The 17,702-nt window shown below is 34.7% G+C and carries 19 protein-coding genes; 13 read left to right on the top strand and 6 right to left on the bottom strand.

Translation table 11 applies throughout. The annotated features are described in order from the left end of the window. The first annotated feature begins 8 nt into the window (after positions 1 to 8). From AC4BC7_RS05970 to AC4BC7_RS05935, 8 genes are all read left to right on the top strand, one after another. Positions 9 to 1,166 carry an MFS transporter gene (locus AC4BC7_RS05970; protein ID WP_207940961.1) on the top strand — a complete coding sequence of 386 codons (1,158 nt, stop codon included), beginning with the start codon at positions 9 to 11 and terminating at the stop codon, positions 1,164 to 1,166. Between the two features lie 96 nt (positions 1,167 to 1,262). Continuing rightward, positions 1,263 to 1,706: an Lrp/AsnC family transcriptional regulator gene (locus tag AC4BC7_RS05965; protein WP_490504129.1), complete on the top strand. Its 444-nt coding sequence runs from the start codon at positions 1,263 to 1,265 to the stop codon at positions 1,704 to 1,706. Between the two features lie 113 nt (positions 1,707 to 1,819). Beyond that, on the top strand, positions 1,820 to 2,755 hold the full coding sequence (locus AC4BC7_RS05960) for an ABC transporter ATP-binding protein (RefSeq protein ID WP_207940959.1): 936 nt from the start codon (positions 1,820 to 1,822) through the stop codon (positions 2,753 to 2,755). After that, positions 2,748 to 3,518, top strand: a complete 771-nt coding sequence (locus AC4BC7_RS05955) for an ABC transporter permease (protein ID WP_207940958.1) — start codon at positions 2,748 to 2,750, stop codon at positions 3,516 to 3,518. Before AC4BC7_RS05960 ends, AC4BC7_RS05955 begins: the two co-directional genes overlap by 8 nt. A gap of 244 nt (positions 3,519 to 3,762) precedes the next feature. Then, positions 3,763 to 4,410: a PRD domain-containing protein gene (locus tag AC4BC7_RS05950; RefSeq protein ID WP_490504128.1), complete on the top strand. Its 648-nt coding sequence runs from the start codon at positions 3,763 to 3,765 to the stop codon at positions 4,408 to 4,410. A 3-nt stretch (positions 4,411 to 4,413) separates the two neighbouring features. Next, on the top strand, positions 4,414 to 4,596 hold the full coding sequence (locus AC4BC7_RS05945) for a PRD domain-containing protein (protein ID WP_490504416.1): 183 nt from the start codon (positions 4,414 to 4,416) through the stop codon (positions 4,594 to 4,596). A gap of 98 nt (positions 4,597 to 4,694) precedes the next feature. Further along, the gene (locus AC4BC7_RS05940; protein ID WP_490504127.1) at positions 4,695 to 6,563 is read left to right on the top strand and encodes a beta-glucoside-specific PTS transporter subunit IIABC; all 1,869 of its coding nucleotides are present in this window, start codon (positions 4,695 to 4,697) and stop codon (positions 6,561 to 6,563) included. A 15-nt stretch (positions 6,564 to 6,578) separates the two neighbouring features. After that, positions 6,579 to 8,036: a glycoside hydrolase family 1 protein gene (locus AC4BC7_RS05935; RefSeq protein ID WP_207940955.1), complete on the top strand. Its 1,458-nt coding sequence runs from the start codon at positions 6,579 to 6,581 to the stop codon at positions 8,034 to 8,036. Positions 8,037 to 8,712: 676 nt separating this feature from the next. Here the strand turns inward: AC4BC7_RS05935 and AC4BC7_RS05930 are convergent. Both AC4BC7_RS05930 and AC4BC7_RS05925 read right to left on the bottom strand, forming a co-directional pair. Beyond that, positions 8,713 to 9,342, bottom strand: a complete 630-nt coding sequence (locus AC4BC7_RS05930) for a GyrI-like domain-containing protein (protein ID WP_207940954.1) — start codon at positions 9,340 to 9,342, stop codon at positions 8,713 to 8,715. Between the two features lie 42 nt (positions 9,343 to 9,384). Continuing rightward, positions 9,385 to 9,945: a cysteine hydrolase family protein gene (locus AC4BC7_RS05925; protein ID WP_490504124.1), complete on the bottom strand. Its 561-nt coding sequence runs from the start codon at positions 9,943 to 9,945 to the stop codon at positions 9,385 to 9,387. A gap of 324 nt (positions 9,946 to 10,269) precedes the next feature. On the opposite strand from AC4BC7_RS05925, the gene AC4BC7_RS05920 reads away from it, so the two are divergent. After that, entirely contained in the window at positions 10,270 to 10,701 is a 432-nt protein-coding gene (locus tag AC4BC7_RS05920) for an Hsp20/alpha crystallin family protein (protein WP_207940952.1), read from the top strand. Positions 10,702 to 10,744: 43 nt separating this feature from the next. Here the strand turns inward: AC4BC7_RS05920 and AC4BC7_RS05915 are convergent, their stop codons facing one another. The 4 genes from AC4BC7_RS05915 to AC4BC7_RS05900 are packed head-to-tail and all read right to left on the bottom strand — an operon-like array spanning position 10,745 to position 13,107. After that, positions 10,745 to 11,152: a NusG domain II-containing protein gene (locus tag AC4BC7_RS05915; RefSeq protein WP_207940951.1), complete on the bottom strand. Its 408-nt coding sequence runs from the start codon at positions 11,150 to 11,152 to the stop codon at positions 10,745 to 10,747. A gap of 2 nt (positions 11,153 to 11,154) precedes the next feature. Continuing rightward, a complete protein-coding gene (gene rpsN, locus AC4BC7_RS05910) occupies positions 11,155 to 11,424 on the bottom strand; it encodes a 30S ribosomal protein S14 (protein WP_490504123.1) in 270 nt (89 codons plus the stop codon). A gap of 14 nt (positions 11,425 to 11,438) precedes the next feature. Next, complete coding sequence (locus AC4BC7_RS05905) at positions 11,439 to 11,552, bottom strand: putative metal homeostasis protein (protein ID WP_016174717.1); 114 nt, start codon at positions 11,550 to 11,552, stop codon at positions 11,439 to 11,441. Positions 11,553 to 11,571: 19 nt separating this feature from the next. Next, positions 11,572 to 13,107 carry a zinc ABC transporter substrate-binding protein AdcA gene (locus AC4BC7_RS05900; RefSeq protein ID WP_339076397.1) on the bottom strand — a complete coding sequence of 512 codons (1,536 nt, stop codon included), beginning with the start codon at positions 13,105 to 13,107 and terminating at the stop codon, positions 11,572 to 11,574. Positions 13,108 to 13,342: 235 nt separating this feature from the next. Here AC4BC7_RS05900 and AC4BC7_RS05895 point away from each other — a divergent pair, with 235 nt between their 5' ends. The 4 genes from AC4BC7_RS05895 to AC4BC7_RS05880 all read left to right on the top strand — a co-directional run bounded on the left by AC4BC7_RS05895 (position 13,343) and on the right by AC4BC7_RS05880 (position 17,686). Further along, positions 13,343 to 14,449 carry a baeRF6 domain-containing protein gene (locus AC4BC7_RS05895; RefSeq protein ID WP_207940949.1) on the top strand — a complete coding sequence of 369 codons (1,107 nt, stop codon included), beginning with the start codon at positions 13,343 to 13,345 and terminating at the stop codon, positions 14,447 to 14,449. Positions 14,450 to 14,622: 173 nt separating this feature from the next. Then, on the top strand, positions 14,623 to 14,823 hold the full coding sequence (locus AC4BC7_RS05890; protein ID WP_016174721.1) for a cold-shock protein: 201 nt from the start codon (positions 14,623 to 14,625) through the stop codon (positions 14,821 to 14,823). A 179-nt stretch (positions 14,824 to 15,002) separates the two neighbouring features. After that, positions 15,003 to 16,355 carry a guanine deaminase gene (gene guaD, locus AC4BC7_RS05885; RefSeq protein WP_207940948.1) on the top strand — a complete coding sequence of 451 codons (1,353 nt, stop codon included), beginning with the start codon at positions 15,003 to 15,005 and terminating at the stop codon, positions 16,353 to 16,355. A gap of 11 nt (positions 16,356 to 16,366) precedes the next feature. Beyond that, positions 16,367 to 17,686: a solute carrier family 23 protein gene (locus tag AC4BC7_RS05880; RefSeq protein WP_207940947.1), complete on the top strand. Its 1,320-nt coding sequence runs from the start codon at positions 16,367 to 16,369 to the stop codon at positions 17,684 to 17,686. Positions 17,687 to 17,702 lie beyond the last annotated feature (16 nt).

Raw genomic sequence — 17,702 nt, 5'->3', positions numbered from 1 at the left:
GATTAGCGATGGAATATTCTCAAGAAAAAGTCCGATTATGGACCAAAGATTTTATTTTGTTAATGCTGATTACCATGCTAGCAATGACCGCTATTACCACTCAGATGGGAACGTTACCGTTATTTGTATCTGAATTAGGAGGATCAAGCGCTGTATCAGGAGGAGTCGTCGGTATTTTAGGAATTTCCGCCTTGTTTGTTCGTTTTCCGATTGGCTTTCTCCTTGATAAATATGGTCGGCGCATTCTACTAATCACAGGTTTATTTATTCTACTGATTGATTTTACACTATTGAATTTTTTACAAACCTTACTTTCATTGTTCTTATTACGCTTAGTGCAAGGTGTTGGAAATAGTATCCAAGCGACTGCTTCAGCAACCATGACCGCTGATTTAATTCCTAAAGAGATATTGGCACGAGGACTGGGTTATTTTAGTATTGCTCAATCCGTACCTAGTGCGATTGGACCGCTGATTGGGTTGACAGTCGTTGAAAATTATGGGTTTGATGCACTCTTTCGAATTGCGTTAGTTTTAACTGCACTAGCATTCTTTTTAAGTTTATTTGTCAGTGAAAGTCTAATGGTTACTGCTAAGAAAAAAAATGAGTTGGATGTTGGGCTATTGAAAAAGCCTGAAGTTGTTATTCCAAGCATCATTATGTTTTTGATTTTTTTAGCACAATCTGGAGTAGTTGCGTTTATCGCACAATTCGCCATAGAACGTCACATTTCTGGTGCAGGCTATTACTTTACAGTAATGTCTATTGTGACAGTTCTAGTGAGGCTTTGTTTTCCAGTATTACTAGAAAAAATAAATCAACAGTTTTTAATCATGGGTAGTATTTCGTTTGTAACGATAGCGTTTGCTCTGGTGGCATTTTCGAATGGTTTAGTGGAATTGTTGCTGTCAGCAATTTTATATGGAATCGGCTATGCAAATTTGATGCCGATAATGAATACGATTGTCTTACAAAGTGTTTCTGAGCAACAGCGAGGCAAAGCCACTGCTATTTTTTTATTGTCTTTAGATGTAGCTTATGGTGGTGGCGCAATGATTTGGGGTGTGGTAGCAACTTTTGTTGGGTTTTCAACTATGTATCTTTCATGTACACTATGTGGCATTTTAGCTGGCATTGTCTATTTATTTTGGCGAAATCGAATATAATATGTTATGAAATATAACATGAGTAACAAACAACTGTTGCATCGAACTCTTTCTATCGTTAAAATAGAGTAACGATAGAAATTGGAGGGGATCACTATGGATATGCTAGACGTCAAAATACTTAATATTTTACAAAAAAATGCGCGTGTCACGGTGAAACAAATTGCCGAAGAGTGTTTTATTTCTTCTCCATCTGTTTCAACAAGATTACAAAACCTTGAAAATCAAGGGGTTATTAAATCTTATCAGACAATTGTTGACTATCAGAAATTAAACTTTTCGATTAAAGCGTATATTCAATGCGCCGTGAATGCAAAAATCAAATATGAGTTTTATCAGTACATTGAAGCGATTCCCAACGTAGTGGAATGTGACTGTATCACGGGTGATTTTTCAATGTTAATGAAAGTTTTTTTTCAAAACACGATTGAATTAGATGAATTTATTAATGAATTACAAACATTTGGTGATACAAAAACTAACATCGTTTTTTCGACCAACATCGGTCCACGAGGTGTAAAATTTGATACGGATGAATAACTACTTGCTGAAATTTCAGTAAGTAGTTTTTTTAGAAATCAATCATTTTAATGTTAGAAATAAAACATGTTATGATAGTAAGGCAAATTATACCTAAAGGAGAAAATGATTGAATGAGTTATGCATTAGAAATTAAAGCATTAAAAAAAGTATACGCATCTGGTGTGGAGGCGTTACGAGGAATTGATTTAACCGTTGAAGAAGGAGACTTCTATGCACTCTTAGGACCTAATGGCGCTGGGAAATCAACTACAATTGGTATTATCACCTCACTTGTCAATAAAACATCTGGTCAAGTGAAAATCTTTGATTATGATTTAGATACAGCGTTAGTTCGTGCGAAACAACAAATTGGTTTAGTACCGCAAGAGTTTAATTTTAATCCCTTTGAAACAGTCCAACAAATTGTTGTGAACCAAGCAGGATATTATGGTGTGCCACGTAAAGAGGCGTTTAAACGTAGTGAAAAATATTTGAAACAATCTGATTTGTGGGAAAAGCGCAATGAACGTGCTGGAATGTTGTCAGGAGGGATGAAACGTCGCTTGATGATTGCTCGGGCAATGATGCACGAACCGAAATTATTGATTTTAGATGAACCAACTGCAGGTGTTGATATTGAATTACGTCGTGAAATGTGGCGTTTTTTAAGAGAATTAAATGAAAAAGGTACGACTATTATTTTGACGACGCATTATCTAGAAGAAGCAGAGATGTTATGTCGAAACATCGGCATTATTCAATCCGGACGTTTAATTGAAAATACAAGCATGAAATCTTTGTTATCAAAATTACAGTTTGAAACATTTTTATTTGATTTAGCACCATTCGACAAAGCCCCTGAGATTGTCGGCTATAATAGTTCATTTGAGGATGATACAACACTTGCAGTAGAAGTTGAACGTAATCAAGGAATCAATGAGTTATTTGAACAATTAACCAGTCAAGGAATTAAAGTCTTATCGATGCGCAATAAATCCAATCGTTTGGAAGAATTATTCCTAAAAATTACTGAAGAAAATCAACAAATGGGGGAGAAACATGTTTAGTCTTTATTTTACAGCTTTAAAAAGTCTCGCAGTTAAGGAGACACATCGCTATATGCGAATTTGGATACAAACATTAGTACCACCAGTTATAACAACATCTCTTTATTTTGTTATTTTTGGCAATTTAATTGGTGGACGAATTGGTGATATGGCAGGATTTACTTATATGGAATTTATTGTACCGGGATTAATCATGATGTCTGTGATTACCAGCTCTTATTCTAATGTTGCTTCTTCATTTTTCTCACAGAAGTTTCAAAAAAATATTGAAGAGTTATTGGTTGCGCCGGTACCAACACATGTCATTATCTGGGGATTTGTGATCGGTGGCTTAGGAAGAAGCGTTTTGGTGGGCGCATTAGTGACATTAATTTCTTTATTTTTTGTACCATTGCATGTTTACTCATGGGGAATTGTTGTGGTGACTCTTTTAATGACAGGAACCTTATTCTCATTAGCAGGCCTATTGAATGGGATTTTTGCGAAATCCTTTGATGATGTTTCGATTGTACCAACCTTTGTGTTGCAACCATTGACTTATCTAGGTGGCGTATTTTATGCCATTTCTATGTTACCACCAATTTGGCAAACAATTTCTAAAATCAACCCGATTGTTTATATGATTTCTGGATTCCGTTACGGATTTTTAGGAACAATCGATGTCCCGTTAGTTTTTTCGATGACTATTTTAGTGTTGTTCATTATTGTTTTGTATGGCGCTTGTTGGTATTTAATTGAGCGTGGACGTGGATTAAGAAGTTAATGAATTAAATGTTGTTTATTTTAATTTGGCGTAATTAGATGCATTACGCCAAATTAATGATATAAAAAATGAATTAAAAGTTATTGTTGAAAGCGCAATACTTTTGTGGTAAGATTTAAACAAATATTGACCATCTTGGTTTGGACTGTTACTGATTCGATCAGGCATGACCAATTTTTCAGTTTTTTTGTGCTGGAATATTGGTCATTTTTTGCGTATTGTGAGAAAAATGGAAGGTGTTTACATGAAGGTAATAAAAAAAATTAACAATAATATCGTTATGGCAAAAATGAGGGATGGTTCTGAAGTATTTGTGGTTGGTAGAGGATTGGGATTTCGACAAACACCTTTTATTTTAAATGATAATGATGAAATTATTGAAAAAATATTTACCCAACAAGATAAAAATGCCGATAAATATATGGCAATTTTTACCCAAATTCCCTTACCAATTATTAACATAACAGAAAAGATTATCGAGGAGGGAAAAGAATTATTACAAGCAAACTTAAATGAGTTGCTTTTGTTTTCTTTGGCAGATCATATTAATAATTCAGTGGAGAGAGAAGAAGGTACTGATGAAGTAATTAATACCTTACACTGGGAAATTAAACATATCTATCCAACTGAAACAAAAATTGGCGAATATGCATTGTCTTTAATTAAAGAAAAAACTGCCATTACACTCCCTAAAGAAGAGTCCAGTTTAATTGCATTACATTTTGTAAATGCCCAATTAAAAAATGGAGCAGATTTTTCAGAAACATCTAAAATTACTCAAATTATTAAAGATATTGTTACGATAGTAAAATATAATCTGAAGAAAAATATTAACGAAGATTCAATTAATTTTGCTCGTTTTGTGACACATTTAAGATACTTTATTTTTTGACAAATCAACAATGAATCATTAAATGAACAATCTGAATTATATGAAGTCGTTAAAAAAACGGCTGAGCAAGAACTAGAATGTTTAAAAAAGATTTGCCTATATCTTGAAAATAATTATAATTGGCATGTTACCACAGATGAACAATTATATTTATTATTGCATTTAAAACGTTTATCAACTAAATAGCCATTCTGGACTGTTACTGATTCGATCAGGCATGACCAACACAAAAAATTCATTTTTTTGTGCTGGTCATTTTTTATATATAAAAGGAGGAAAGTGATATGACTAATGAAGAATTAGCCAAGAAAATTGTTGAAAAAATAGGAGGGGAGGAGAATATTCAGAATTTTACACATTGTGCCACACGCCTGCGTTTTAATTTGAAAGATAATAGTAAAGCTGATTTGAAAACGATTGCTAATTTGGATGGTGTCTTAAATGCTCAATTGCAAAATGGGCAAACACAGGTAATTATTGGAGCTAAGGTTCAAAAAATTTATCATGAAGTTCAAAAAATAGTAAAAATTGATGAAGATGCTGCTCATTTTGAACCTGCGGAAAAGAAAGGAAAAATTAGTTCTGTCATTGAAACTATTGCTGGAATTTTTAGTCCAGCAATTCCAATGATTATTGCTGGAGGGATGTTAAAAGCAGTTGTTTCGCTTTTAACAACGTATAACTTAATTAATGCTGAATCTAGCGAAGTAGCTATTCTAAGTATGATTGGTGATTTAGTGTTTTACTTCTTACCGTTTATTTTAGCATTAAGCGCTGCCAAGAAATTTAAAACCAATGAATTTCTTGCTTTAGGTTTAGCAGCAGGATATATGTATCCAACAATTTTAAATGGTGCATTAGCAATTGCTGATACAGGTGTAGACACAATCAGTTTCTTTGGTTTGCCAATTCTTTTAGTGAACTACAAATCGACAGTTATCCCGATTATTTTATCTGTGTGGTTTTTAAGTTACGTGGATAAATGGGTAAATAAATTTATGCCTGATTTTTTGAAAATTATTTTTTCTGCAATGATTGTGTTGTTAATTATGATTCCATTGCAACTAGTTGTGTTAGGTCCAATTGGTTCTTATGTCGGTGAATATCTAGCTATATTTATCCGTTGGTTTTACACAGTTGGTGGCGTATTCTCTGCTTTTGCTTTAGGAGGCACACGGTCATTATTAACAATGTTAGGAATGCATTATGCTATTGGGCCTCTGCAAATTCAAGAAATTGCAGCCACAGGTGGTTCCTATATTTTAGTAAGTGCATTAACTGCCAACATGTCTCAAGCTGGTGCTGCCTTAGGGGTATTTTTACGTGCTAAAGATAAATCAGTTAAGTCATTAGCGGCTACGTCGTCTATTTCGGCTTTTCTAGGAATCACGGAACCTGCTATGTTTGGAGTTAACCTAAGATATAAACGTCCCTTTGGCTTTGCTTTACTTTCTTCTGCAATCGGAGCAGCATTTTTATCGTTGTTTAATGCGCAAGGAACTGCGTATGTACCGCCTTCATTATTAACTTTGCCAGTCTTTACAGCAAATAATTTTGGTGCTTTAATCATTGGTGTATTAATTTCAGCAGGATTAGCTTGCGTCTTGACATATCTTTTTGGTTTGCCAAAAGAAGTGACCACAGCTAGAGTTGAACCAACCGACGATTCAGTAATGATTTCAAGCAAGGTTAAAGAAAATTTTGTTATAGAAAGTCCCTTATCCGGCGAGGTAATTTCGTTAGCTGAAGTGAATGATGAAGTATTTAGCCAAGAATTGGTTGGTAAAGGGAATGCAATTATCCCTACTGAAGGAAAAATAGTTGCACCGTTTGATGGCACAATCTCCGTCTTTTTTGATTCCAAACATGCGTTAGGGCTACTATCTGATGAAGGAGTAGAAATATTAATTCATGTGGGAATCGATACGGTTAATTTAGAGGGTAAATATTTTAGTAGTACTTTAAAACAAGGCGATATATTTAAAAAAGGGGATGTACTTTTAACCTTTGATATTGATAAAATAAAAGCAAGCGGTTATGAAATTTCAACACCTATTGTTGTAACAAATATGGATGCTTATCAAGAAATCATTTCAAGTGAGCATAAATTAATTAAAACGGGTGAATCACTTATTAAAGTACAAACAAAATAGAAAGGAATGAAGATCATGAGTTTTCCAGAGAATTTTTTATGGGGCGGCGCTACTGCAGCAAACCAATACGAAGGTGGCTATTTATCAGGAGGTAAAGGATTAAGCACTTTGGATGCAATTACTGGTGGAGACAAAGATACACCAAGAATGATTACATTTAAAACAAAAGAAGGCGAGGTTAGTCAAGTCAAAGCCAATCAAAGTTTGCCAGAAGGGGCATTAGGATATATCGATTCTGAACAATATTATCCTAGCCACGTGGCAACTGATTTTTATCACCATTATAAAGAAGATATTGCGCTATTTGCAGAAATGGGCTTTAAATGTTTCCGCTTTTCGATGTCTTGGGCAAGAATTTGTCCGCAAGGGACCGAAGAAGTGAATGAAGAAGGATTACAATTCTATGAAAATATCATTGATGAATGTTTGAAATATGGGATTGAACCTGTAGTTACAATTAATCATTTTGATATTCCAATGTATTTAGCAGATGAATATGATGGTTGGTCCAACCGTAAAGTTATTGATTATTTTGTCTTTTTCTGCGAAACAATTTTTAATCGTTATAAAGATAAAGTAAAATATTGGATGACATTTAATGAAATTAATTTTTTACGTAGTTGGACTCAAATTGGTATCCATAGTAGTGAACCACAAAGTAAATACCAAGCAGCACATCATTTATTTGTCGCTAGTGCAAAAGCTGTTGAACTAGGACATAGTATCAATCCGAATTTCCAGATTGGGATGATGGTTGCTTACATTCCAAGTTATCCAATGACTAGTAAACCGGAAGACGTTTTTGCAGCCATTGAATATAATCGACAACATGAATTTTATATGGATGTGCAAGTGAAAGGGTATTATCCTGCACATCAACTGAAAAAATTTGAACGTGAAGGCATTACAATAGCTAAAGAAGCAGGTGATGATGAACTAATTGCCAAAGGAACTGTCGATTTTATCGGGTTTAGCTACTATATGTCAACAGCGTCTACAGTAAACTTAGAAAACGTGAAGTACATTGGCGGCAATCAAGTTCCAGCAGTTAAAAATCCTTATCTAACTGAATCTGAATGGGGCTGGGCGGTAGATCCATTAGGTTTAAGAATTTCATTAGTACAAATATACGAACGTTATCATATCCCATTATTTGTAGTAGAAAATGGGTTTGGTGCAGTTGATGAAGTGACCGAGAACGGCGAAATTATTGATGATTATCGTATTGATTATTTTTCTAAACATATTCAATGCATGAAAGACGCCATCGAATTAGATGGAGTTGATTTAATTGGTTATACGCCATGGGGTTGTATTGATATTGTTTCTGCTGGAACAGGAGAAATGAAAAAAAGATATGGTTTTATTCATGTTGACATGGATGATCAAGGAAATGGTACCTTAAAACGTACCAAGAAAAAATCTTTTGATTGGTATAAAGAAGTAATTGCAACAAACGGCGAACAGTTATAATTAACAAACAAGAGCAGAATGGAGAATAATTCTGCTCTTTGATTGTATTGTTCAGTTAATTCACAGATGTCTATGATGACTTTGTGATAAAATAAAAGAAGAAAGTATTGTGAAGATTCAATTTAGTGCGAATCCCAAACTCCCAGAAAAACACTAGACGATTCGCACCGAAAAAAAGCTGTAAAATGAGATTATGATGAGAGAAAATACAATTATATGTGTTTTTTTGAAAAAAAACACATATAATTGGGCGAAACTCATCAGGAAAACAGAACGAATCACTGTTTTTTATACTTAATCGCCGTTGCAGTCTTTATGACTGCATGGATTGAAATCAATCAACGTATGCTACTTGATAACTAAACATTTGTTGCAGTCTTTATGGCTGCATGGATTGAAATAGCGAGGGTCAACGCTGACCTCAAGGACGGTTGCAACGTTGCAGTCTTCATGACTGCATGGATTGAAATGAGATTATCCTCAAAAATAAGTTGGATATATGGCGAGTTGCAGTCTTCACAACTACATGGATTGAAATTCCCACCATAAAAGAACTTATTTTTACTCTTGTGGTTAGACTCTTTCATACTTGCCTAAATTAAACTGGGCGAAAAACATAATTCACATTAAAAAAATAGAGGATTCTTACTTTCATAAGAACACTCTGTTTTTTTCTTTAATCTATCCGTTTTTTTATTGGATGACGAAGGACGGTTTTTAATTTTTCTTTTGCTGTCTTACGTGGATCACTGATATAAATTTCATGATGCATGCGGTACTCGAAATTGGGTGCATAACCTTGTTCCTCTAGATATTGATTCATAATAGCTAATGTTTTAGGTTCATCATCATACGGACCAAGATGCATCATCTGTACGCAAAGCCCTTCATCATAAGTAAAGAAGAAGACGTTTGAATAATCTTGTTTTTTATGGGTAGTGGCATAGTCAATTGCCCAAGAGAAAGCTTTTTTGGTGACAAAATCAGGTAAGCGAATAACTGCAATCCATTGAAATAACTCTTTATGTTGATAATCAATACCTTTTATACCATCCATCCACCAAAAACCTTCTAGAGGAGGGACAACATATTCAAAATAACCTGGCAATTCCTTGCCTTTCATTTTGATGGTATAGGCAATCGTATATAGCTGTTTTAATGCGTGGTCGTATTCACCGTCAACTTCATTTGGATCGCCTTTTCCACGAATCGCAATAAAATTCATTTTAGGAATAGTAATAATCTCAGGCTTATTTTTTGGAAGATAATAGTGTTTGTTTTCTTTTTTAAAATCGAATTTTTTCATTAACAATTCCCTCTATTCTTATTCAAGCACCATCATATAATGTTAATCAATTGAAGTTTTATTTTTAAGGAAAGTATCTGTATCAATTACTGTTGCAAATTCTTCATGGAGTGTGGCAAGAGAGTAATGATGGAGTGTCTGAGCATCTACAAAATTCCCTTGATGATCTTTCATACCAAACGCAGCTGTAGCATCTGAAATTAAGTAGGTGCGATAGCCTAAGTTACCACTCATTCTAGTCGTTGTAGATACACAATGAGGTGTGGTTAACCCGACAATTGTTAAGTCGCCAATTTGTTTTTCTTTAAGGTAATCATCCAGACCTGTACCGATAAAGGCGCTGTTTACTTGTTTATGGATGATTTTTTCATGTGCTTGTGGAGCGACAATTTCTTTGATTGGAAAACCTGAACCGTGTTGGTAAAACACAGATTCTGTTAATTGCGAAATATGTTGGACATGAATAATTGTCCAATTGTTTTTTCGACAGAATGCTAAAATTTTTTGCATATTTTCTTCAGCTTGAGGATTATTTCGAGGTCCCCATTTAGCATCATCGAACGCTTGTTGCACATCGATTAGGAGCAAGGCACTATTTGTCATAAAATTCCTCCAATTATTATTTGTTTCTATTATAAAGGAGTTTTCGTTCTATTTATATCTTATCTTTAATTTAAGGATTCTTTTATAATTTGTTATAAAAAAGAACACATTTGAGTTGTAAGATGATAAAGACTAGGAGGAATCTGTATGAAATTTACTCAAATGAAACCATATGTTGTCTGGCGTTTTATCTTAGGATTCTTAGCATTATTTTGGGGAACTGTTATTTACGCTTTCGTTTGATTGTTTTAGCAAACTATTTGAAAAAGTAAATCGTTCTATTTATAATATAATTGAAAATAAAAATAGAAAGGATGGATTGAGATGGCAAATGAAATAATTCCACGTAACGCTAGCTTATTCGATATGACTCCTTTTGATTTTTTAGGCAATGCAGGTAGAAGTTTTTTCGATGGTTTTAAGGAAAATTTGGTGAAAACAGATATTTTTGAAACAGAAGCTGCATATAATGTAGAAGCAGAACTTCCAGGTATTCCAAAAGAGAATATCCACATCGATTATAGCAAAGGTGTCTTAACTATTGAAGGTGCACATCAAACTGAAAGTGAAGCAACAGATGATAAAGGAAAAGTTGTTCGCAGTGAAAGAAGTTATAATAGTGTGAAGCGGCAGTTCTTAATCGATAATGTAAAAGAAGATGAGATTAAAGCAACCTATCAAGATGGTATTTTGAAGGTTACGTTACCAAAGACAGAGGAAAGATTAGCACGTAAAAAAACTATTCCAATTGAATAAAATCAAAAATAGGAAGGAACTTTTTTAGAAGTTCCTTCCTATTTTAATTGATAAAAGCATCCTCGGCGCCTTCTTGTTGAATTTCAATGACTAATTTATGGGGAAGACAAATGCTTGTTTCTCCATTTTTAGCAATCCAACTGGTTTTAACCGCTATTTGATCGGGACTATTGTCTTCACGAACACGAATACGTCCATCTTTTACTTGAATGATATTATATTGATTTTCTGCTGGATAGTAAGTTTTTTCAAAATCTTGAATTTCATCTAAATTAAAGCGATCAACTTCTTGCCCGTTAATACGGATAATGGCATAACGAGCAGAAGTTTCTTCCGTTTCTGGTTGTTGTGCAGCAAAAATAGCGAGAGGAATGAAAGAAAAGAGAATTAGACAGAAAATGATTGGTAAATCAAAGGGTTTGATTCTCATTTGCTTCAATAGTTTTTTCATATTTACCAACTAGCTTTTTTTACGCCAGGAATTTGGCCAAGATGGGCATATTTACGAAAGTTAATTCTTGATAGTCCGAATTTACGCATATAAGCATGTGGTCGTCCGTCAATGACATCCCGATTTTTTAAACGATTGGGGTGTGAGTCTTTAGGTAATTTTGCTAAAGCTTCATAATCACCTTTGGCTTTTAATTCTTGTCGTAAAGCTGCATATTGTTCAACTAGCGCTTGTTGTTTCTTGTATTTTGCAATTTTTGATTTTTTTGCCATGAAAAAGGACTCCTTTATTTTTTGTTGTTTCGTTTATATTGATGAATAATTTTTAATGCGCGTTTACGCGTCTTAATATTGGGACTTTTTAGACGGCGATAGGCACTTGATAAATCTTGCTTTTCCATATAAAACTTCCTTCCTATATTAATGTGCTAACATTTCTTGAGCGATTTCAGTTGAAGATAAATCAGTTGGATAATACGTTGGCCAATTATCTACTTCTTCTAACAAAGCTTCTTGACTATCATTTCCAAAATAAATGTGGAAGTGAGCGGCTTTTGTTGGTGAAATTGAATGATCGCTAAATTGAACATATTTAAATGCTTTCGTATCTGGATCTGTTGCTTCAAATAAGAAACGAACGCCACGGTTTCCAGCTTTATAATTTAAAATCTCTTTTCCAGCATAGCGATACGTTGCTTTTTCAGACGAGTTATCGTCGAAAATAAATTCCATAGTATCATCGGTAATAGTTATTTCTTTGACATCTGTTTGGTAACCAACTGTATAATATTCTTTGTATTCTTCTTTTGTTTGACTTGGGTCCAGTTTGGCTTTGTAATCAAAGACTTGATCTAATGAACCATCTTCAAGTAATGGATAAACAGATTGCCATTCACCACTCCAATCAGATAATGGGCGATCTTTGACATCATTATCCTCAAAATAGCCATTATAAACAGTTTTTTCTTTTTCTGCTTTAGCTGTTTCTTCTTTTGGATTTTCTGTATCGGTTGTTTTACGTAAGGCTACTAAATTTTGTTCCATTACTGAAACATAGTCTTCACCGTTATCCATGGCTTCTTTTGTTAAACCTTCAAGTGGATTTAGAACTTCTAAGTCTACTTTGGCTTCATCAGCTAGCGTACGAGCGATAGCATCATTTGCATTTTCTTCAAAGTAAATATATTTTACACCATGTTCGTCAACAAATTCTTTGAGTTCTGCTAAACGGGCAGGGGAAGGTTCTTCATCTGGAGAAAGACCAGCAATCGGGACTTGTGTCAAACCATAATCTAAAGCCAAGTAACCAAAAGCTGCGTGTTGTGTGACAAAGCTTTTTTGTTTTGCTTGTTCAAATGCTTCTTGATAGCTTTCATCAAGAGTAGATAATTTTGTTAAATATTTTTCAGCATTTGTCGTGAACGCTTCTTTTTTATCTGGATATGCAGCAATCAATTGGTCACGGATACTTTCAACTTCTTGAATGGCACGATAAGGAGATATCCAAACATGAGGGTCTAGTTCATGACTATGTCCTTCTTCGCCATGTCCATGATCGTGGTCATGATCATCTTCAGAACCAGGTAACAATAACATGCCTTCAGTTGCTTTAATGACGTTGACGTCACCATCTTTTAACGATTCTTCAAGAGAAGGAACCCACATTTCCATATTCTCATTGTTGTAAACAAAGGCATCAGCTTTTTGAATATTAGCGATATCTTTAGCAGACGGTTCATAATCATGTGCTTCTGTTCCAGCCGGCATCAATAATTCGACGTTGGCTTCATCTCCAACAATATTTTTTGTGAAATCATACATTGGATAGAAGGTAGTAACAATTTCTAATGATTCCTCTTTTGATGATGTGCTATCCGTTTTATCCGCTGTGTTACTTGCACAAGCCCCTAATAAGAGTGTGCTGACTAACAACATACCTAATTTTCCTTTTTTCACTTTCTTCACTCACTTTCTACCTTAATAAGAATCTCTCTTATTATTTTTTCAAATCGTAATTGTTACGATTTAAGACAGTGCCTAATTTATCATAAGAGTAAAATGAAAGTCAAGCCTTTTCTTCATTTATTTTTTTGAATTGGCTATTACTAGTTACGTAACCGTTTTATTTGGAAAGCTCTCTGAGGCATGATACACTAATTGTGTAATATATAATTTTGTAGGAGGGAATATTATGGCGAAAATTGGTAAAGAATTATTGGATCAACTCACTTCCGAAGGTGTACAAGGACCATTTGTAACAATCATGTTAAATACACATGTGGCTCATCAAGACATCGAAAAAGATCAATTAAAATTCAAAAACTTTGTTAAAGAAGCAAAAAAACGATTTAATAAACGTTATTCCGAAAACGACTGGCAAAAATTCCAGGAAAAAACAGATACGTTATTGAATGATCGAAACTTTTGGCGTAGTGCAACAGCTAGTGTTGCGATTATTTTAACAACCGAAGAAACCTATGTTCACCGTTTAAGTATTGCTGTAGATGACCAATATTATGTTGGTGATACACCTTATCTATTAGCGATTATTAAAAATGCCCAATTCAATTATAATTACCATCTATTAGGTTTAAATCGTGATTCAATGAAATTGTATCGCATGGAAAATAAGCAACTTTCTGAAGTTTCTTTATCAGAAGGGGCACCAACAGATATAAAAAAAGCGCTGGGTGAAGAAATTACAGGTGGCAACTTAAACTTCCGCACACAAGGAAATTCAAGTGCTGCTTATCACGGTGTCAGTGCAAAAGATGAGGAAGTTGAAATTGATTGGGTGAACTATTACCAAGCAGTGGATGCTTTCTTGAAAGAGGAACTGGAAAATGGAGAGAAGTTACCACTTTATCTTTTTGCACTTCCAGAAAATCAAACAACCTTCAAAAAAGTGGCGAAATATCCTTATTATGATTCGTCAATTGCGGTATCTTCATCGCCTGCACAATTGTCTGTAAATGAAATTGAAAAAGGCACGCAAGTAATTGTTGATGAGCTGACAGCAAAAGAAGTGAAAAATTATAAAGAGTTGATTGAGCGTAAATTCTTTGATCAATTAGCAGATATTCGTCAAGCTGCATCAGAAGGGCGTGTTTCGCATCTATTCATCTCAACTTCGAACTTGATTGATGGTTATGGCGATAATCCAGAAGAGGAATATGATTGGCGACAAGTATTAAATACGTTAACAAATGATGCCATTCGTAATGGTGGCGATGTTTTTGTTTTAGATCAAAAAGATGCACCAGGTGAGAAGGAATTAGTAGCTATTTTACGCTATTAGTTTTAATTCTTCTGGAAAAAGGTAGATATTTTTATAATGAGTGTGTTATAATGAAAATGTAGTTTTTGTAATGGTAAATATGGTAGCTTGTTTCATTTTAAAACATCTTCCAAATTTTCACCTTAACAAGTAATTGCAAAATATGTGTTTATACACAAGGAGGATTTTTTAATATGGAAACAGGTACAGTAAAATGGTTTAACGCAGACAAAGGTTTTGGATTTATCACTGCAGAAAATGGTAACGATGTATTCGTACATTTCTCAGCTATCCAAGGAGACGGCTTCAAAACTTTAGAAGAAGGTCAAGCAGTAACTTTTGATATCGAAGAAGGACAACGTGGCCCTCAAGCTACTAACGTTGTTAAAGCTTAATTCTATATGAATTTACAAGACGAAGTTGAACAACTTCGTCTTTTTTTGTGCACTTTTTGTTGTAAACGGTTAATAAACGAACGATAATATAATTTAGGTTGTTAATTTACGTGAGAATCTTGTGGATTATAGGTTTTCTATTATAATTAAAAAGAATAAAAAAGAAGGAGCAAACAATCATGTTTTTTAAAGGGTCTGTATTCCATACGCCAAGCTATGGTCAATTAGTTTTTTTAGAAGATGCACTTATTGAAGTGGATGAACAAGGAATTATCCAAAATGTATTCCAAACAAAAGATACATTGTATCAAACCAAATTAAAAGAAGCTCAGGCAAGCGAGAAATTTGTAGAGTTAAAAGACGGACAATATTTCTTACCAGGTTTTATTGATTTACATGTCCATGCTCCGCAATGGCCACAAGCCGGGATTGCATTGGATGAACCATTAAATAAATGGTTAGATGAATGTACCTTTCCTTTAGAAGCGAAATATCAAGATAAGGAGTTCGCCCAAAATGTTTATCAAGATTTGGTAACAAATTTACTAGCACGAGGAACGACTACGGTTTTGTATTTTGCAACAATACATTTAGAAGCAAGTTTAGCTTTGGCTAGAATTTGCGCAGAGCAAGGGCAACGTGGGTTGGTTGGAAAGGTTGTGATGGACCATCCAGAAATGAATCCTGAATTTTATCGTGATGCTTCAACACAACAGGCGTTAAGTGATACGGAAGCGTTCATTGTAGCAGTGAAAGAATTATCAAAAGAGGTGACACAAGGTATCTATCCTGTTGTCACACCACGTTTTGTACCAAGCTGTACAGATGAAGGATTAGCTGGTTTAGGAAAATTAGCCGAAAAATACAATGTTCATATCCAATCGCATTGTAGTGAAGGTCAGTGGGAGCACGATCACGTCAAAGAACGCTTTGGAAAAACTGATACGGAAGTCTTACGTGATTTTGGTTTGTTAACAGAAAAATCAGTGATGGCACATTGCAATTTTGTGGATGAAAAAGATGGGGAAATTTTTGTGGAGACTGGTACTGCCGTTGCACATTGTCCCATTTCAAATGCTTATTTTGCGAACGGCGTTATTCCGATTAAACGCTTGAAAGAACAAGGAGTAGAAATTGGTTTAGGAACGGATATCTCAGGGGGATTTTCACCGAGTTTGTGGGATAACATCAAACAAGCGGTCATGTCTTCACGCATGTTAGAAGATGGTGTCGATGTTACTCGTACCCAAGATACACGTGGCGTAGCCGATTCACGTATTTCAGTAATTGAAGCTTTTTCTTTGGCTACACAAGGTGGAGGCGAAGCGTTAAGTTTACCAATTGGTGTCATTGAAAAAGGCTATGCCTGTGATTTGCAAGTGGTGGATATGAATGCAACAGGTGCATCTTTATCAGGCTTTGGCGTGTTCAATGAGCCAGCAGATCAATTGCAAAAATTACTTTATTTAGCAACACCTACCAATATTAAACAAGTTTGGGTACAAGGAAAACTTGTACACGAGAAGTACTAGGAGGAAAATTTGTGGAAACAAGAGTAGAGAAAAAGAATTTAACTGTGGGTGTCAATGAAGATATTCCCTTTGGCCAAGCCTTTATTTTAGGATTACAACATGTCCTTGCGATGGACGTATATGTTCCACCATTTATTATTGCAACAGCAGTAGGGATGTCTTCTCCTGAGGCAGCAGGACTTATTCAGTCTACCTTTTTAGGAGCGGGGATTGCGTCATTAATTCAAGTATTATTTTTCTTGAAATTACCGGTTTGTCAAGGGCCGTCCTTTGTTCCAGTGGGGGCAATTATTGGTATTTATCTTGGTTCAAAAGGAATGGATACAGTGTTGGGTGCAAGTGTCATCGGTGCATTAGCAGTTGTTTTGTTAGGGATGACTGGGGTATATAAATATATTGTCCGCAAGTTTATTCCAAGTATTGTTAGTGGAACGATTATCATGATTGTTGGTTTGACCCTGTTACCGTCTGCGTTTACTGGAAACATTTATGTTTCAAGCGAAAGTTTAAGTATCAATCAGAATATTTTATTAGCTATAATTACAGCAGCTACCTTAATTATTTTTTCAATGTTAGGTGAATATTTCCCTAATTTAGGCAAAATTTTCCGAATCAGCTCAGTGATTATTGCGTTAGCATTAGGCTCAGTAATTGCCTCTTTTATGGGCGGTTTAGATTTTAGTTCAGTCTCGGAAGCTTCTTTTTTAAGTTTACCAAATATCGCTTTTATTGATTTTGGATTGAAATTTGATATTTCTGCAATTTTAACAATGTTAGTTATTTATATGGTTCTTTTAGCTGAAACGACTGGTACTTGGTATGCAGTCAGCGCAGTAACTGAAGAAGCTGTCACAGATGAACAAATCAATAAAGGTGTGATTGGCGAAGGTTTGGGTTGTTTAATGGCAGCATTAGTAGGAACAACTCCAGTGACAGGTTATTCAACAAATGCTGGGATTATTTCAATTACAGGCGTTGCAAGTAAGAAAGTGTTTGTTATGGCATCTGTTTGGTTTATCATCTTATCTTTCTTAGGAAAATTATCTGCATTGATTCATGCCATTCCATCGGCAGTTATCGGCGGTGTATTTTCGGTTGTTTGTGTCATTATTATGTTGAGTGGTTTCCGTGTTATCAAAAACCAAGAATTTTCTGAACGAGAATTATATATTATTGGCGTGCCATTAATTGTCGCGATTGGTTTATTATTTATGCCAGCAGAAGTGAAACAAAGTGCTCCACAGTTTATCCAATATTTATTAGATTCACCAATTGCTTTAAGTGCGATTGTCGCAGTAGCGATGAATAAATTAATTCCAGAAACAAAATAAGCAAACAAAGATCATC

Source organism: Enterococcus sp. AMC1623 (assembly GCF_058216495.1).
This window is presented reverse-complemented; position numbering and strand designations above follow the sequence as displayed.

What these genes read in the sequence shown, in the direction of transcription:
- AC4BC7_RS05915 (WP_207940951.1), bottom strand. Translation starts at nt 11,152, where the DNA reads ATGAAAAAACTATTGAAGCAAATGAGAATCAAACCCTTTGATTTACCA.
- guaD (WP_207940948.1), top strand. Translation starts at nt 15,003, where the DNA reads ATGTTTTTTAAAGGGTCTGTATTCCATACGCCAAGCTATGGTCAATTA.
- AC4BC7_RS05920 (WP_207940952.1), top strand. Translation starts at nt 10,270, where the DNA reads ATGGCAAATGAAATAATTCCACGTAACGCTAGCTTATTCGATATGACT.
- AC4BC7_RS05895 (WP_207940949.1), top strand. Translation starts at nt 13,343, where the DNA reads ATGGCGAAAATTGGTAAAGAATTATTGGATCAACTCACTTCCGAAGGT.
- AC4BC7_RS05970 (WP_207940961.1), top strand. Translation starts at nt 9, where the DNA reads ATGGAATATTCTCAAGAAAAAGTCCGATTATGGACCAAAGATTTTATT.
- AC4BC7_RS05935 (WP_207940955.1), top strand. Translation starts at nt 6,579, where the DNA reads ATGAGTTTTCCAGAGAATTTTTTATGGGGCGGCGCTACTGCAGCAAAC.
- AC4BC7_RS05960 (WP_207940959.1), top strand. Translation starts at nt 1,820, where the DNA reads ATGAGTTATGCATTAGAAATTAAAGCATTAAAAAAAGTATACGCATCT.
- AC4BC7_RS05950 (WP_490504128.1), top strand. Translation starts at nt 3,763, where the DNA reads ATGAAGGTAATAAAAAAAATTAACAATAATATCGTTATGGCAAAAATG.
- AC4BC7_RS05930 (WP_207940954.1), bottom strand. Translation starts at nt 9,342, where the DNA reads ATGAAAAAATTCGATTTTAAAAAAGAAAACAAACACTATTATCTTCCA.
- AC4BC7_RS05955 (WP_207940958.1), top strand. Translation starts at nt 2,748, where the DNA reads ATGTTTAGTCTTTATTTTACAGCTTTAAAAAGTCTCGCAGTTAAGGAG.
- AC4BC7_RS05965 (WP_490504129.1), top strand. Translation starts at nt 1,263, where the DNA reads ATGGATATGCTAGACGTCAAAATACTTAATATTTTACAAAAAAATGCG.
- AC4BC7_RS05940 (WP_490504127.1), top strand. Translation starts at nt 4,695, where the DNA reads ATGACTAATGAAGAATTAGCCAAGAAAATTGTTGAAAAAATAGGAGGG.
- rpsN (WP_490504123.1), bottom strand. Translation starts at nt 11,424, where the DNA reads ATGGCAAAAAAATCAAAAATTGCAAAATACAAGAAACAACAAGCGCTA.
- AC4BC7_RS05925 (WP_490504124.1), bottom strand. Translation starts at nt 9,945, where the DNA reads ATGACAAATAGTGCCTTGCTCCTAATCGATGTGCAACAAGCGTTCGAT.
- AC4BC7_RS05890 (WP_016174721.1), top strand. Translation starts at nt 14,623, where the DNA reads ATGGAAACAGGTACAGTAAAATGGTTTAACGCAGACAAAGGTTTTGGA.
- AC4BC7_RS05905 (WP_016174717.1), bottom strand. Translation starts at nt 11,552, where the DNA reads ATGGAAAAGCAAGATTTATCAAGTGCCTATCGCCGTCTAAAAAGTCCC.